This window comes from Cellulomonas chitinilytica, from assembly GCF_016862675.1.
Taxonomy (GTDB): Bacteria; Actinomycetota; Actinomycetes; order Actinomycetales; family Cellulomonadaceae; genus Cellulomonas; species Cellulomonas chitinilytica.
Map to the genome: position 1 here is coordinate 20,943 of NZ_BONK01000003.1, position 14,891 is coordinate 35,833.

Annotated in this window: 17 protein-coding genes; 8 read left to right on the forward strand and 9 right to left on the reverse strand. The window is 72.6% G+C overall.

Features of this window, described 5'->3' with window-relative positions:
• Nucleotides 1-122 precede the first annotated feature (122 nt).
• The gene (locus Cch01nite_RS04730) at nt 123-1,016 is read left to right on the forward strand and encodes a hypothetical protein (RefSeq protein ID WP_203749276.1); all 894 of its coding nucleotides are present in this window, start codon (nt 123-125) and stop codon (nt 1,014-1,016) included.
• A 33-nt stretch (nt 1,017-1,049) separates the two neighbouring features.
• Here Cch01nite_RS04730 and Cch01nite_RS04735 read toward each other — a convergent pair whose 3' ends face one another.
• From Cch01nite_RS04735 to Cch01nite_RS04765, 7 genes are read right to left on the reverse strand one after another with little or no spacing between them, the layout of a single operon-like run.
• Nucleotides 1,050-1,808 (reverse strand): alpha/beta fold hydrolase, encoded by a 759-nt coding sequence (locus Cch01nite_RS04735; protein WP_203749279.1) that lies wholly within the window; start codon nt 1,806-1,808, stop codon nt 1,050-1,052.
• Nucleotides 1,805-2,428 carry a hypothetical protein gene (locus Cch01nite_RS04740; protein WP_203749282.1) on the reverse strand — a complete coding sequence of 208 codons (624 nt, stop codon included), beginning with the start codon at nt 2,426-2,428 and terminating at the stop codon, nt 1,805-1,807. Before Cch01nite_RS04740 ends, Cch01nite_RS04735 begins: the two co-directional genes overlap by 4 nt.
• Nucleotides 2,425-3,288, reverse strand: coding sequence for a hypothetical protein (locus Cch01nite_RS04745; RefSeq protein ID WP_203749285.1), 864 nt, complete (start codon nt 3,286-3,288; stop codon nt 2,425-2,427). The genes Cch01nite_RS04740 and Cch01nite_RS04745 overlap by 4 nt, the downstream gene beginning before the upstream one ends.
• Nucleotides 3,285-4,163, reverse strand: coding sequence for a hypothetical protein (locus Cch01nite_RS04750; RefSeq protein ID WP_203749288.1), 879 nt, complete (start codon nt 4,161-4,163; stop codon nt 3,285-3,287). The genes Cch01nite_RS04745 and Cch01nite_RS04750 overlap by 4 nt, the downstream gene beginning before the upstream one ends.
• Nucleotides 4,160-5,035 (reverse strand): ATP-binding cassette domain-containing protein, encoded by an 876-nt coding sequence (locus tag Cch01nite_RS04755; RefSeq protein ID WP_203749299.1) that lies wholly within the window; start codon nt 5,033-5,035, stop codon nt 4,160-4,162. Before Cch01nite_RS04755 ends, Cch01nite_RS04750 begins: the two co-directional genes overlap by 4 nt.
• The gene (locus tag Cch01nite_RS04760) at nt 5,032-5,856 is read right to left on the reverse strand and encodes a hypothetical protein (RefSeq protein ID WP_203749301.1); all 825 of its coding nucleotides are present in this window, start codon (nt 5,854-5,856) and stop codon (nt 5,032-5,034) included. Before Cch01nite_RS04760 ends, Cch01nite_RS04755 begins: the two co-directional genes overlap by 4 nt.
• Nucleotides 5,853-6,410, reverse strand: coding sequence for an RNA polymerase sigma factor (locus tag Cch01nite_RS04765; protein WP_239069901.1), 558 nt, complete (start codon nt 6,408-6,410; stop codon nt 5,853-5,855). The genes Cch01nite_RS04760 and Cch01nite_RS04765 overlap by 4 nt, the downstream gene beginning before the upstream one ends.
• Before the next feature lie 206 nt (nt 6,411-6,616).
• Here Cch01nite_RS04765 and Cch01nite_RS04770 point away from each other — a divergent pair, with 206 nt between their 5' ends.
• The 6 genes from Cch01nite_RS04770 (at nt 6,617) to Cch01nite_RS04795 (ending at nt 12,428) form a co-directional block, all read left to right on the forward strand.
• Entirely contained in the window at nt 6,617-7,957 is a 1,341-nt protein-coding gene (locus Cch01nite_RS04770) for a DUF8189 domain-containing protein (RefSeq protein ID WP_203749304.1), read from the forward strand.
• Nucleotides 7,958-8,055: 98 nt separating this feature from the next.
• Complete coding sequence (locus Cch01nite_RS04775; RefSeq protein ID WP_203749305.1) at nt 8,056-8,781, forward strand: hypothetical protein; 726 nt, start codon at nt 8,056-8,058, stop codon at nt 8,779-8,781.
• A 117-nt stretch (nt 8,782-8,898) separates the two neighbouring features.
• Nucleotides 8,899-9,756, forward strand: coding sequence for a hypothetical protein (locus tag Cch01nite_RS04780; RefSeq protein WP_203749307.1), 858 nt, complete (start codon nt 8,899-8,901; stop codon nt 9,754-9,756).
• Between the two features lie 90 nt (nt 9,757-9,846).
• A complete protein-coding gene (locus tag Cch01nite_RS04785; protein ID WP_203749309.1) occupies nt 9,847-10,206 on the forward strand; it encodes a PadR family transcriptional regulator in 360 nt (119 codons plus the stop codon).
• Entirely contained in the window at nt 10,203-11,579 is a 1,377-nt protein-coding gene (locus Cch01nite_RS04790) for a permease prefix domain 1-containing protein (protein WP_203749311.1), read from the forward strand. The genes Cch01nite_RS04785 and Cch01nite_RS04790 overlap by 4 nt, the downstream gene beginning before the upstream one ends.
• A 30-nt stretch (nt 11,580-11,609) precedes the next feature.
• Entirely contained in the window at nt 11,610-12,428 is an 819-nt protein-coding gene (locus tag Cch01nite_RS04795; RefSeq protein WP_203749313.1) for an alpha/beta hydrolase fold domain-containing protein, read from the forward strand.
• Here Cch01nite_RS04795 and Cch01nite_RS04800 read toward each other — a convergent pair.
• Both Cch01nite_RS04800 and Cch01nite_RS04805 read right to left on the reverse strand, forming a co-directional pair.
• Nucleotides 12,404-12,856 carry a GNAT family N-acetyltransferase gene (locus Cch01nite_RS04800; protein WP_203749316.1) on the reverse strand — a complete coding sequence of 151 codons (453 nt, stop codon included), beginning with the start codon at nt 12,854-12,856 and terminating at the stop codon, nt 12,404-12,406. The genes Cch01nite_RS04795 and Cch01nite_RS04800 overlap by 25 nt on opposite strands.
• A 17-nt stretch (nt 12,857-12,873) precedes the next feature.
• On the reverse strand, nt 12,874-13,614 hold the full coding sequence (locus Cch01nite_RS04805) for a GAF and ANTAR domain-containing protein (protein WP_203749318.1): 741 nt from the start codon (nt 13,612-13,614) through the stop codon (nt 12,874-12,876).
• A gap of 161 nt (nt 13,615-13,775) precedes the next feature.
• Here Cch01nite_RS04805 and Cch01nite_RS04810 point away from each other — a divergent pair, with 161 nt between their 5' ends.
• Nucleotides 13,776-14,849 (forward strand): fatty acid desaturase family protein, encoded by a 1,074-nt coding sequence (locus Cch01nite_RS04810; protein ID WP_203749321.1) that lies wholly within the window; start codon nt 13,776-13,778, stop codon nt 14,847-14,849.
• The last annotated feature ends 42 nt before the right edge of the window (nt 14,850-14,891 follow it).

Below are 14,891 nucleotides of genomic sequence, written 5' to 3' on the forward strand. Positions count from 1 at the left end.
GGCTGACCGTCCGCGGGGGAGTGCCGGCTCCTGATCGCCCGCTCATGGTGCTCCCGAGCTCAGGAGCGCCTCCGGCACCGGACGGTGCCGGCGCCCGCTCGTGCGGGAAGGGGGGTGAGGACGTGGCCGGGTTCGCCCGATGGCTGCACGTCCAGGCAACGGTCTTCAAGGAAGCCTGGGACGGAGGCAGCGAGGAGTACGCGCTCGCGTTCTACCGTCGGCGGCCGCACGCCCAGACGTACCTCTTCTACTGGAGCCTGCAGGTCGCGCTGCTGACCGCCCCGGTGGCCGCGACGATCTACGCCCTCAACGGCATGGGGCAACGGTGGACGGCCGCGGTGCTGGGAGCCTGCCTCGCCGTGCCCAGCCTGATGTCGTCGCTCGTCGCCGCGGTCAAGCCGCTCGTGCTGCGCCGGCACCGACGGGCGCTCCGGCGGTTCGGCGGCGCCGAGCTCCCGGCCCTGGACGCACGACAGTGGCGGCGCGTGTGGCGCCGCTGCGCCGAGGTGGGTCGGCGCAGGCTCCGCAGGGCACGCTGGGTGATCACGCTGTGCGCGGTCGCCGCGGTCGTGGAGCTCACTGGCTACCCGGCGGCGTTCGGTCTCTCCCTCCCGTGGCTGCCGTACGTCGCTGCGGCCGTCTGCCTCGTGCTCGTCGTCCGCGCGCTCCGCCGGCGTCCGTCAGAGCCGACCGCGGACGTGGAGCTCGTCAGGGCGACGCCTCTGCGTCGACGGTTCGACGCGGTCGACGGGGCGGCGGCCCGGCTGGGCGGCGTCGAGGTCGCGGCCGTCGACCTGCAGGTCCACGAACGCGTCCGTCTCGGCCCCCGCGGCCCGGAGGTCGACAGCCCTGTCGTCCTCGCCGAGGTGCACAGCGGCCATGCTGCGGGCGGCTTCCGGGTCGACGAGGTCACGAAGGTCGTCACCATGCGCCTGTGGCTCGCGCTGGACGACGGGCCGCAGTGGATGGTCTGCGTGGGGGACCGGGTCGTCGGGCCGCTGGGGCTGTGGGTGTGACGTCACGGCCGGCCGGCTGCGAGGCGGCGCCGTTCAGGCGAGCGCGTCGAGCAGGAGCGTGGTGACGTCGTCCGGTCGCTCGAGGTTGGGAAGGTGCCCGGCCCACGGCAGCACGGTGCGGCGCGCCCCGGGAAGCTGCTGCGCGATCGCGTCGGCGGTCAGAGTGAAGTAGTCGAGGTCGAGGCTCCCGCTGACCACGGTCGCCGGCATGGTGGCCCGCGTGAGATCGATGGGCGGGCCCGGCGTGCAGGGCACGTCGTCGCCGGCGGCGAGCTGGACGTCGAACGCGTTGCGCTGCATCCGCCGGACCTGGTCGCGGGTGCCCGCGCTCGCGTCCGGACCCAGGAACGTCGAGACGTTGAGCTCGACCGCCGCCGCCACGTCACCCGCCTCGAGCAGCTCGTCCTCACGCCGGCCGAAGGCGCGCACCGACGACGTGGGTTCGACGGCGTCGCCGTCGGTGCACAGCAGGACCAGGTGGCTGACCCGCTCCGGCCACGTGGACGCGACCTGCTGCGCGATCGCGCCGCCCGCCGACGAGCCGACGAGGGCGGCCCGGTCGATGTCGAGCTCGTCGAGGAGGGCCATCAGGTCGTCGGCGGAGCAGTACGGCGGGGCCGACGCCTCAGGCAGCGGGCTGCGGCCCCATCCACGCCGGTCGTAGCGGACGACCCGGTGATGCTCGGCGAGCGCCTGCCACTGGGGGTCCCACTGCCGCAGGTCGGTCACCCCGGAGTGGAGGAGGACGACGACGGGCCCGTGCCCTGCGCACTCGTGGTGGAGCTGGGTCACAGCCCACGCGCCTCCTCCCGGTGAGCGGCGATCGGACGACGGTCCCGTCGCGCCGGGTCGCGTGACGCGGCGACGACGACAGCCGCGGCTGCTGCGCCGAGAGCGCTCCAGAGGACGCTGCTGCCGGTCCACCCGTCCTCGACGGGGAACACGTGAGCGGACCACGGGTGCGGAAAGACGATGAGGGCGACCATCGCGGCGCAGACCACCGTGGCGGCGACGTCGCCCGGTTCGTCGCGACCGGCGAAGCGCAGCATCGCGGCGAGGGCGACCGTGATCGTGAGGATCCCGGCGCCCTCGACGAGCAGCGCACCGGCGGGCGTGGCGGTGCTGCGCAGGTCGAGCGCGACGACAGCCACCACCCACACGGACAGCGGCACCGCGAGGGCCACCGACCGGGCGAGCGTGCGGCGCAGCCGTGTGCGGGGCACGGCGTCGACCGCCGCGGCCGCCGGGTCGTCGAGGATCCACGCCGCCGCGGCTGCGAGCGCGACGAGGGCCAGCCGGACGAACGTCAGCGGCGGGCTGTCGTCCGCCGCGACGACGCAGCCCGCGAGGATGACCGAGCCGAGGGCGCAGCCGGCCAGGAGCGGGACCAGGTCGACGCCGCGGAGGGTCACAGCGGGATCCGGGTGGGATCGTCGGTGACCGCGAGAACCAGGCTGACGAGCGCAAGCACGACGAGGGCGACGATGGTGCGCGTCACGCGTGCCCGGCGTGCGCCGGTGGTGTCGTGGAGCTCGGCGACCGTCGCCGCCAGGCCGCAGAGGAGCGTGACGTACATCAGGTACCAGGCGGGCGAGCCCCCGGAGAGCCACAGCTCGGCGCCGGGGCCGTCCGACGACACCCAGGCGGCGAACGGTGCGTGCAGGCGAGCCAGGGTGCCGAGCGTGGACGGGGGCAAGCTCAGTCCGACCGTGCCGAGCAGGCCCCACCCGACCAGGAGGAGAGCGGCGAGCACCCCGGCGCCCGGCATGCGGACCCACCGTGCGACCGCCACCCCGACCAGCGGGCCGCCGATCGCGTAGACGACCCCCGCGGTGAGCATCGCGGCGAGCTCGAGGGAGCTGTACGCGGGGGAGGCCGGCACTGGCCAGACGGCCATCGCCACGTACATCCACGCCAGCCAGGCGACAGCCACGGCGCCGGGCACGAGGCACGCGGTGCACAGCGCGACGGTCCGCGCTGCCCGCCCGGTCGGCGACGCGTCGGCGGCGTCCGCGGAGCGGTCCATCGAGGTGACCAGCTGGTGGGCGACGACCGTCCCGAAGACCCCCAGGAAGACGGCGGGCAGGAACCCGGCCTCGTTGACGGTCGCGTCGAGGTCATCGGACGCCGTAGCCATGGACGCGACGAGCAGGGCGACGCCGGTCAGGAAGAGGGGATGGCGGGCGAAGCGGCGGGCCTCGACCCCGACGAGCGTGCGCGGCGTCAGCCGTTCGGTGGCGGGGGGCGGAGAGGCGCCGACGAGAAGGGTCACAGCGGGATCCGTGCCGGGTCCGCCGCCGCCGCGAGAAGGAGGCCGGCAGCAGCGAGGAGGCCGAGGACGACGAGTGTGCGACCGAGGCGTGCGCGGGAGGCTCCCCGGGCCTCGTGCCACAGAGCCGCTGCTGCGGCGAGCCCGCACAGCGTCGTGAGGAACAGCAGGTACCACCCGGGTGACCCGCCCATGAAGGCGGCACCCGCGCCGCCGCTGGTCCACAGCGTGAACGGCGTGGCCAGGCTCACGAGGTTGCTCAGATGTGAGGCCGCCATCGTCGAGCCCCCGATCGAGGCGACCCCGACCCACGCGTAGAGGAGGACGAACGTGAGGATGCCGGCACCGGGAACGGCGGTCCAGCGGCCGACGAGCACCCCGAGCAGCGGGCCTCCAACTGCACAGACGACGCCCGCGCACAGGATGGCAACGGTATCGGCCGGAGGGACGGACGTCGGGGGGATCGTCCAGAGGGTCTGGGCGACGAACGTCCAGGTGAGCCAGACCACCGCCGCTGCGCCGGGGACGAGGCACGCCAGGCAGAGGGCCGCGGTCCGGGTGAGCCCGTCCGCGGGCGACGGCGCGACGGCCTCGGCCGATCTCGACAACGACCGCGTCAGCTGGTTCGCCACCAGGACCCCGACCATGCCGAGGAAGAACGCCGGCATGACGACGAGGTCGCCGCCGCCGAACCAGGTGGGCTCGATCGTCCCCGTCGCGAGGTCGTAGGCCGCTTGCACGGTGAACACGGTCAGCAGGAGCACACCGGCGACGAACAGCGGGTGCAACGCGTAGCGACGGGCCTCGAGGCCGGCGAGCGTGCGCAGCGCGGACCGTCGGCCGGGCGCCGTCGTGGGCCTCGTGGCGAGCGCGGTCATGCCGCCACACCCTCGGCCCTGGCACGGTCGCCGAGCAGGAGCAGGTAGGCGTCCTCGAGGGTCGGCTCGGCTGCCTCGGCGCCCGCGGGAGCGCCCTCGCCGACGTTGCGGTGCCGGCCGGTGCCCGTCCGCCACGACGCCCGTGCGGAGGGGTCCGGGCCGTCGGCGAGCCAGACCTTGCCGGTGGCCGTCGCGACGAGGTCGGTGACCGCGCCGTCGAACCGGACCCGGCCGCGGTCGAGGACCACGACGCGGTCGCACAGGGCCTCCACGTCCTCGGTCTGATGGGTCGACAGCAGCACGGTCGAGCGCTCTCCCGCACGGGACAGGACCTGGCGCAGGGCCACCCGCTGCTCGGGGTCGACGCCGGTGGTCGGCTCGTCGAGCAGCAGGAGGCTCGGCTCGCCGAGCAGCGCCTGCGCCAGGGCCAGCCGCCGACGCTGCCCTCCGGACAGGGTCCGCACCCGCTTCGTCGCGAGACCGTCGAGGTCGACCAGCGCGAGGACCCGCCGCACCTCGTCGTGCCGGGGTGCCCGCTGCGTCCACTCCTTGAGGACGGCCATGTAGTCGACGAACCCGAAGCCCGTGAACGTGCGCGGGAACCCCATCTCCTGCGGCAGGTAGCCGAGCCGGCAGCGCACGTCGTGCAGCGCCTCCGTGCTGCGCAGGGTGCGGCCGAGCAGTCGGACGTCGCCGGCGTCGGGCGCGAGCACGGTCGCGGCGATCCGTAGCAGGGTCGTCTTGCCGGCACCGTTGGGCCCCAGCAGGCCGGTGATCCCCGGCCCGAAGGACAGGTCGACGCCGTCGAGCGCCGTCGTGCCGCGGTACCGCTTCGCGACGCCGGCCAGGCTGATGGTCGTGGGCGTGCTCATGGCAGTCTCCGGACGACGGTGAGATGGCGGATGCGCCGGCGCAGGACGACCGCCGCGACGCCCGCGAGCAGGACGTAGGCAGGAAGCACGGCCGGATCGACGACCGCGGCCGGGTCGTGACGGACCGCGGCCGCCCCGACGGCGCAGACCCACGCGACCATCAGGACGGCGGCCGCATCCGTCGCCGGGACCCACGTCGCGGCCGCGAGGACCACGACCGTGAACGCCGACGCGGGCAGCAGCCAGGTGACCGCGGTCCAGGACAGGCCCGGCGCCAGCAGCCCGACGACGAGCACGAGCGGGATCGAGGTGACCAGCACCGCGGCGGTGCGCAGCAGGAGCAGCCGCGGACCGGAGTACGGCGAGGCGACGGCGAGCTCGTACGTGTCGTCGACCGCCGGTCCGTACGCGAACGCGACGCCGACGACGGGCACGAGCGGGGCGATCGCCAGGAACAGCGCGAGGCCCCGTGTGCCGCCCCACGCGACGCTCGCACCCACGAAGGTCAGGGACAGCACCACACCCCACAGCCAGGACACCCGGAGCGAGGACGCCGCCGAGATCACCAGCGCGTCCGACTCGGGCAGCCCCAGCCGCGCCAGGAATCGCTCCACGGGCCCATGCGCCGGCGCCTGCACGTCCTCCCGGATCCGGTCCCAGACCAGCTCCAGGGGGCGTGGCTCGACGTGCTGTGCGATCCGGGACCGGCACGTCTCGCAGTGGATGAGGTGCTGCTCGAGGGACGCGCTGCGCAGCGCGTCCGCGTCGCCCCGGACGTAGCTCGCGAAGAGCTCGTCGTCTGCATGCCACGTGGCGCTCATGCGAGGTCCTCCGTCAGGCTCTGTCGCAGATGGGCCTTGGCCCGGAACAAGCGGGTCTTCACGGTGTTCGCCGGGATCCCCAGCAGCTGCGCCGCCTCCCGGGTGGTCAGGCCGTCCAGCACGGTCGCCTGGACGACCGCGCGCATGTCAGGGGACAGCTGCTGGAGCGCCGCGCCGAGGTCGCCGTACTCCACACCGAGCAGCACCTTCTCCTCGGCGCTGGTCTCGGCCCGGCTCGAGGCGGACACGACCTCGAGGGGCAGGACCAGGTCCTCGCGATGCCCGCGCAGTCGGGACACGAGCCGCCGTGCCGCGATACCCCAGAGCCAGGCGGCGACCTCGCCGTCACCGCGCCACCGGTCGGCGCCCTTCCACAGGGCCATGAAGGTGTCCTGGAGCACGTCTGCCACGGCCTCTGGGCTGTTGCACCGGCGGGTCAGGCGCGCCGACAACCACGGAGCATGCCGGTCGTAAAGCACGCGCAGGGCGTCCAGATCGCCGTGCGCCACAGCGCTCAGCAGTCCCGGGTCGTCCGAACCAAGTTCGGCGTGCATACAAGGACTGTCGCACCGTCACACCGCCGCGGTTCCCCGCGGGGGCCAGAGAGCTGCCGCGAGAACAGGGACCAGGCTCCCGGGGCACCTCTCGGCGTGTCCGAGCAGGGAACCCTCACGGGCGGCGTTGGCGACAGTCCTTCGTGAGTGGGGCAGGCACTCCATCGACGCTCCGCCCGCTCACCGACACATCGACGAGGTGCGACATGATCATCGACTGGACCGACTTCGAACCGCTCGGCACGGAGAAGCTGAACTCAGCACCCGGTGTGTGCGTGACCGCCGCCGGGTCGATCAGCGTGTACGCGTCCGTGGGGCCGGAGCTCGAACTCTGGTACGGCTCGCTGCTCGACGGACACGTGTGGTCGGGTCTTCGCCTGCTGGACAGCGAACCGATCGTGTCCGCGCCGGGAGTGGTCGCGCGGACGCCGGGCTCTCGCGATCTGTTCGTGCGCCGTCCCGGCTACCAGCTGGGCCACAAGGCCTACGACATCAACATCGGTTGGTCGCCCTACGAGCCGGTGGGGCCGGAGCTCTTCACCAACACGACTCCAGCCGTCTGCTCCCGATCGACCGACCGGATCGACGTCTTCGTCCGATCTGCCACCGATCACTCCTTGTTCATCCTGGCGTTCGACGGAAAGAGGTGGCTCGTCGCCACCCAGCTCGAGACCGACCAGCTCCCTGCGGCGCCCGCGGCGACGTCGCGCGGGAGCGGTCGGATGGACGTCGTCTTCCAAGGCTCCGACAACGCGCTGTGGCACAAGTCGTTCGCGGCGAACACCTGGTCGGCCTCCACGCGGATCAACTCGGGAATCACCAGCAGCGGACCAAGCATCTGCACCGCGAGCCCGACGACGCTCGATGTGTTCGTCCGGCGATCCGACAACGCCATCTGGCAGACGTCGTTCGACGGCAAGTGGTCAGGGTACGAGCCCATCGGAACCGAGACTGTCGCTACGGCTCCCGCAGCAGTGTGGGCGAACGGCAAGGTCCATGTCTTCGCCGCCGGGCAGGCACGCGGGCTGCTGCACAAGGTCGGCACGCCGGTCCCGGCGACGTCCACGCAGGGTGACTGGCGCTGGTGCAGCAAGTGCCAGTCGCTCTTCTTCGGCGGCCAGCAGGCAACCTCGCGGTGCCCCGTCGGTGACGCTCACGCGTCACAGGGGCAGAGCCACAGCGGCAACTACACGCTGCCGTTCGGTGTCCCGGCAACGGCCCGTCGTCAGCGGGACTGGCGCTGGTGCGACAAGTGCCAGGGCCTCTTCTGGGGCCCCGGTGTCAACGACTCCCACTGCTCGGCGGGCGGACGCCACGCCACGGCGAACGAGACCGGGAGCTACGACTACTGCCTCCCGCACAGCCTCCCGATCTCACCGCGACGCCAAGACGACTGGCGGTGGTGCAACCGATGCCAGGGGCTGTTCTGGGGGCCCGGAGTCGGGTCGTCGCACTGCGCGGCCGGCGGTGCGCACACACCACCCGAGCAGAGTGGAAGCTCTGACTACTGCCTGCCGCACGAGGCGAGCCGAACGGCTCTGGTATAAGCACGCCGCCGACGGACACCGTCCGGGACGCCGTTCCTGTGGACTGCGCGGGACAGCGGCAAGAGCCTGGACGGGCGGGACTCTACCGAGGAGGCGTGATGCGGTTCGACGAGTTCGTGACCACTCCACCGAGGCCGGCGCCGACGGACCTCGGTGGCCGCAAGTACGTGCAGTCGTTCCTGCTGATCCGCCTCGTCATCGGCTTTCTCGGCTGGTCCCTGCCGATCGTCCTGGTGGCAGGGTCGTTCGTGCTGGGGGAGGACGACCCGTGGAAGGACTCGATCAGCGCCTACTACCACTTCGGCATGGGCGACGTGTTCGTCGGGGCGTTCTGTGCGACGGCGCTCTTCCTGTTCTCCTACATGGCGTTCGAGCGCAACTTCGACAACGTCGTCAGCATCGTCGCCGGGATCGCGGCGCTCGGTGTGGCGTTCTTCCCGACGCCGGGCGGGCCGACGCTGACACCCGTGCAGGAGCTGCTCGGGGAGCGGGTCGCGGGCGCGATCCACTTCACGTCTGCCGCTGTGTTCGTTCTCGCGCTGGCAGCCATCTGCTGGCGTTTCGGTCGGGGGGAGGGCGTACGACCCGACCGGACACCGCGGCAGCACGCACGGGGGAGAGCGCTGCACTACACGTGCGCCGGCTCGATCGTCGTCGCCGTCGCGTACATCGCGGTTGCCGCAGCCGTTGCGCTGCCGGGACTGCTGGACGAGAAGGCGGTGTTCTTCGGCGAGACTCTCGCCGTCCTGGCGTTCGGCGTCTCCTGGTTCGTCAAGGGCACCGAGCTTCGGCTCCTCCTGGGCCCGGTGGACGCGGGCGCGTGAGCGAGGGCCGTTCTCAGGTCCCGGGACGCAGGGCTGGCGGGACGAACGTCCCGAGGGTGGACGGGTTGGACGAGCGTTCAATTGAACGTTCAACTTCGCTCGACCCTGGAACAGATCATGAGAAGCGTCAGCCGCACCAGCCCCACGACCCCTTCAGCGCGTCGGCGCACGGCTCGGGCGGTCGCCGCCGTCCTGCTCGCCGGCGGCGCCGCCGCCGCGCTCACCGCCTCGCCCGTCGCAGCCGCCGGCTCCGACGCGCCGACGCCGTACGCGGTGACCTCCGCCGGGCTCCAGCTGCCCGCGGACCGCGCCTTCGAGGCCAACGGGCACATCAACTACCGGGTGACCGACCTCGACGGCTCCGGCGCGTGGACGTTCAACGTGCACAACGGGCAGCCGGCCAACGGTCTCTGGCCGGACGAGCAGTACATCGGGAAGTCCTTCTACCGGTGGACCGACCACCCGCACTTCCGCGCCATGTTCCCGGGCGGCTTCTGCATCACCTGGGTGCAGGTGAGCGGGTACGACGAGCACTTCGGTGAAGGCGGCCAGGCCCGGGTGTGCGCGGTCGAGCCCGTCCACCCCGTAATTCCGGCAGACGAGACCGACCCTGCCGATCAGACGGACCCCGTGGTCCCGGCGGACGGGACCGACCCTGCCGATCCGACCGACCCTGCGGACCCAGCGGACGGGAGCGGCCCTGCCGATCCGGCCGACCCCGCGGCCGCCGTCGATCCGGCGGTCCCGACCGAACCTGTCGCGCCGGGCGCCCCGCTCGCCTCGACCATCCCGGTGAGCCCGCTGTTCGCGAGCGGTGGCCTCACCCTGACCGACGAGGTGCAGGGCGCGAGCTCGACCACCTCGACGGAGGTGCTGGCCCTGACCGGCGGCGAGGCCGCGCGGGTGGCCGCCCTGGCCGCAGTCGTGACGGTCGCCGGTGCGGGGCTGGTCGCGCTGCGACGGCGTCGGACCTGACGACCCGCGCCCGGCGGGCCGACCGCGCGCCTATACCTTGTGGTGCTAGGGTTCCTACCCCTAGCACTCCGAGGTATCGGGAGCCTGCGCGTGCACATCGACAAAGACCTGGTCGCCGCCTCCGCGACCCCGCTGGTCCTCGGCATCCTCGCCGACGGCGACCTGCACGGGTACGCCATCCTCAAGCGGGTCGGCGAGCTGTCCCAGGGCCGCATGCAGTGGACCGACGGCATGCTGTACCCGCTGCTGCACCGCCTCGAGCGCAACGGCTGGGTGTGCGCCGAGTGGGGTGTGTCCGACGCCGGCCGCAAGCGCAAGCACTACGCGCTGACCGCGTCCGGCCGGGAGGCCCTCGTGCAGCGGCAGGCCCAGTGGGACGTCGTCGCGGACGCGCTGCGCCAGGTGTGGAACACCCTCCAGGCGCCCGGCACGGCGGGGGCCTGGGCATGAGCGAGCAGTTCTCCCTCGACGAGCGGGCCGGCCTCGAGAACCAGATCGACCAGTGGCGCACCTGGGTGCTCGCGCGCCGGGCGATCACCCCCGACGACGCCGCCGAGCTCGAGGACAACCTGCGCGGCCGGATCGCCGACCTGCGGGCCGGCGGCCTGGACGACGAGGAGGCGTTCCTCGTCGCCGTCAGGCGGATGGGCAACCTCGACGAGGTCTCGCGCGAGTTCGCCCGCGAGCACTCGGAGCGGCTGTGGAAGCAGCTCGTGCTCGTCCCCGAGACGTCGTCGGAGGCGAACGGTCGCTGGCGTGATCTCGGCGTGCTCATCGCCCTCGCCGTCGGCGCCGGGATCGCGGTCAAGTCGCTGCTCGCGGTCGGCGACGACCAGGTGTTCGGGCTCAACCTCGCGTTCGCCGTGCTGCCCTTCCTCGCCGCGTACTTCGCCTGGTCGCGCCGGCTGCCCGGCCGGGTCGCGGGCGTCCTGGTCGCGATGACGGCCGCCGTGGCGGTCGCGGTGAACCTGTACCCCTTCGTCATCGACGAAGGCGCCAGCCCACCGATGACGTACGTACTCACCGCCACCCACCTGCCGGTGCTGCTGTGGCTGCTCCTCGGCGTCGCGTACACCGGGGGAGCGTGGCGCGACCACGCCCGCCGCATGGACTTCGTGCGGTTCACCGGCGAGCTGGTCATCTACTTCGCCCTCATCGCGCTCGGCGGCGGGCTGCTGATGGGCCTGCTGTTCGCGACCTTCAACGTCGTCGACATCGACATCGAGCCGTTCGTGCAGGGGTGGCTCATGCCGTTCGCGGTGCCCGGTGCGTTCCTCGTGGCGGCCTGGCTGGTCGAGGCGAAGAAGAGCGTCGTCGAGAACATGGCGCCCGTCCTCACCCGGGTGTTCACACCGCTGACCGTCGTGCTGCTGGTCGCGGCGTTCGTCGCGCTGCTCACGGGCGGCCCGCTCACCGCCGTGGACCGCAACCTGCTCATCCTGATGGACGCGATCCTGCTGCTCGTGCTGGCGCTGCTGCTCTACTCGATCAGCGCCCGCGACCCCCTCGCACCCGGCACGCTGTTCGACTGGCTCCAGCTCGCTCTCGTCGGGGCGGCGTTCGCGGTCAACGTCGTCGCGCTCACCGCGATGGTCACGCGGATCGCCGACGCCGGCTGGACCGCCAACAAGACCGCCGCGCTCGGCCTCAACGTGGTGCTGTTCGTGCACCTGGTGGGCACCGGGTGGCTGCTGTGGCAGTTCCTGCGCCGGCGCGGCACTTTCGACGCCGTCGAGCGCTGGCAGACCCGCTACCTGCCCGTCTACGCGGTCTGGGCCGCGACCGTCGTGCTGGCGTTCCCGCCCGTGTTCTCCTACGCCTGAGCCGTCGACCTCGAGAGGACGGGAGCCGCCGTGCCGATCGACGTGGAGCGCCTGCGGCACGACGCCCGGCAGCGGGCCCGCCTCCGGCCGCGACCGGCGTTCGCCGGGGTGATCGGCGACCTGACGCACGGCGGGGTGCGGATGCGCCGGTACGTGCCCGACGTCCGCGAGCCCGAATGCGGCGTCGTGTTCCTCCACGCCGGGTACGGCCTGTTCGGGGACCTCGACATGCAGGATCCCTACTGTCGCGTGCTCGCCGACACTCTGTCCGTCGAGGTGCTGTCGGTGGACTACCGGCTCGCCCCGGAGGCGACGCTCGACGACGCAGCGACGGATGCCCTCACGGGCCTCAGGCTCCTCGCGGACGAGGGCGTGACGCGGCTCTTCCTGTGCGGGGACTCCGCGGGTGGGACGGTGTCGACCCTTGCTGCCCAGCGGTCGACCCTCCCGCTCGCGGGCCTCATGCTGACGAACCCGAGTCTCGACCTGACCTTGAGGTCGTTCGACCGCACACTGCCGGGCGGGCCTGATCCCGAGCTGTCCGCGTGGTCGTTCCGGGCGTGGACGCGGGTGGTCGACCTCGGCGACGCCCCGCGACTGGACCGCGACGCCGGGTTGCTGCCCCGCACGGTCGTCGCCGTGGGGACGCTGGACTCCCTGGCTCCTGACGCTCGGGCGCTGGCGGAGGCCTGTCGGCGCGCCGGCGTCGACTGCCGGCTCGTCGAGCTGGAGGGCGCCGAGCACGGGTTCGTCGGCACGGACAGGGTGGGCGAGGCGCTGACGCCGTTCCGGGAGCTGATCCACGGGCCGGTGGACACGTCTGGTCAGCCCAGAGGCTTGGCCAGGTAGAGGCACGGCGTGCCGGGCCAGAGGTCGGTGAACTCCTCCAGGGGCAGGAACCCCGTGCCTTCGTAGAACAGGCGGGTTCTCCGGTAGCCCTCGTCGGGGTCGGCCGCGCCCAGTGTCTTCACCGTCAGGATGCGTGTCCCGGTCCGCCGGAGGTCGCTCTCGATCCTGGTCAGAAGTGCCCTGCCCACGCCTCGGCGGTGCCAGCGCTCCGCGACCGCGATCAGGTGGATCTCCGCGGCCACCGGGAAGTGCTGCTGGACGAGCGCCACCCCGACCCGTTCGCCGGCGGCCGTGACCGCGACGTACTGGGGGAACGTGTCCGCAGCCGCCACGTACGCCGCGGTGGCCTCGGGGCGGCCGAACCACTGCGGGAGGTCGTCCAGGATCGCTCTGACTGCCTCGCGGTCACCGGATGCGAGGAGCTCCACGCGGAGCTCGTGGACGTTCACCGTGCCCGCTCGTGGAAGGTCCCGGCCTGGCTCGGCGGGCCGCCGGTGACGGCCTCGATGATGCTCGCCGCGATGTCGCGCAGCTTGACGTTGCGGTGCTGCGACGCGGCGCGCAGGATCGCCATCGCCTCGTCCTGCGTGCAACGGTTCTGCGCGAGGATCACGCCGATCGCCTGGTCGATGACCGCGCGGGAGGCGATCGCCGCACGCAGGTCGGCGTTCAGCTCGGCCTGGTCGGTGCCGCGCAGGTACAGACCCATGGTCCGCGCGATCTCCGTGGCGTACATGTCGGCGGTCCGCATCGCCTCCTCGTCGAACACGGACGTGGCGCGGGCGTACAGGTTCAACGCGATGGACACGCCCGGCCGCACCGGACGGGAGACCGCCGCGACCGAGAGGAACCCGCGCTGGGACGCGGCGGCGCGCCACTGCGGCCAGCGGGACTCGGTCGTGAGGTCGTCGGACACGATCGAGGCGCCGCGCCGGATGGCCTCGAGGCACGGCCCGTCGTTCGCGGCGTACTCGGCCTGGTCGCAGGCCGCCGCGAGGGGATCGCTGGCCGCCACGGCGTAGGGGCGTCCGTCGCGCTGCATCGAGACGGTCGCGGACGCGGCGGGGACGACGTGCTGGGCGGCGGCGACGGCGATGCCCTCGACGAACTCGTGCAGGGCCGGCGTCTCGAGCAGGAGCGCCTGCAGCTCGGTCATCACGGCTGCGCGGTCGAGCGGGTCGTCCATCTGGGCTCCCCCTCACGCAGGGACGGACCGGTGCGAGTCACGTGCAGGCTACGCCCGCGCGGGGCGCATCGAGCGCTCACGGGTTACCGTGGAAGGAGGTCAGGACCGGGCCGCGGTACTGCTGACGGCAGCGGACGGCAGCGGAGCAGCCAGGAGTCATCATGACCACCACCTCGACCTCGTCGGTCCCGCCGCGCCACGCAGGCAGCGACTTCACCGAGCTGATGCACACCGTGCAGGACAGCGGCCTCATGCGCCGCCGGTACGCGTACTACTGGATCCGCTTCGTCCTGCTCACCGCGATCCTGGTCGGGCTCGTCGTGACGTTCGTCGCCGTCGGCCGGTCCTGGTGGCAGCTGCTCGTCGCGGCGGCCGCCGCCGTCGTCCTGGGGCAGGTCATGTTCCTCGGGCACGACGCGGCGCACCGGCAGATCTTCCGCTCCGGCCGGTGGAACGACTGGGCGAGCCTGGTGCTCGCCAACCTGTACGCCGGCATGAGCTACGGGTGGTGGAACCGCAAGCACAGCCGTCACCACGCCAAGCCCAACACCCTCGGCGCCGACGGCGACATCGCACCGGGGGCGATCGTCTTCACCACCGCCGACCTCCCGCGCCCACGCACCGGGCTCGCCGGGTGGTTCGCGCAGCGCCAGGGGTGGTTCTTCTTCCCGCTCCTGCTGCTCGAAGGGCTGAGCCTGCACGTCGCCGGCGTGCGCAGCCTGGTGGGCCGGGCGCCGGTCAAGCGACGCGCACTCGAGCTCGCGTTCCTGACGCTGCGGCTGGGCGGGTACGTCGGCGTCCTGTTCTGGCTGCTGCCGTTCGGCATGGCCCTCGCGTTCCTCGCCGTGCAGCTCGGGCTGTTCGGGGTGTACATGGGCGCGACGTTCGCCCCGAACCACAAGGGCATGCCGATCGTCCCGGCCTCCGTGAAGCTCGGGTTCCTGCACCGGCAGGTGCTGCTGAGCCGCAACGTCACCGGTGGACGCTGGGTCGACCTCTTCATGGGCGGGCTGAACCACCAGATCGAGCACCACCTGTTCCCGAGCATGCCGAGCCCCGCGCTGCGCGCCGTCCGGCCGATCGTCCGTGAGTTCTGCCGCACCCACGGCGTCACCTACACCGAGACGACCCTCGCCGCCTCGTACGGCATCGTGGTCCGCTACCTCAACGCGGTCGGGCTCGCGGCCCGCGACCCGTTCGAGTGCCCGCTCGTCGCCGCCCGCCGCGCGGTGTGAACGTCCGCTCCCGGCCGTTCGGCCAGGTGGTGCGACGATAGG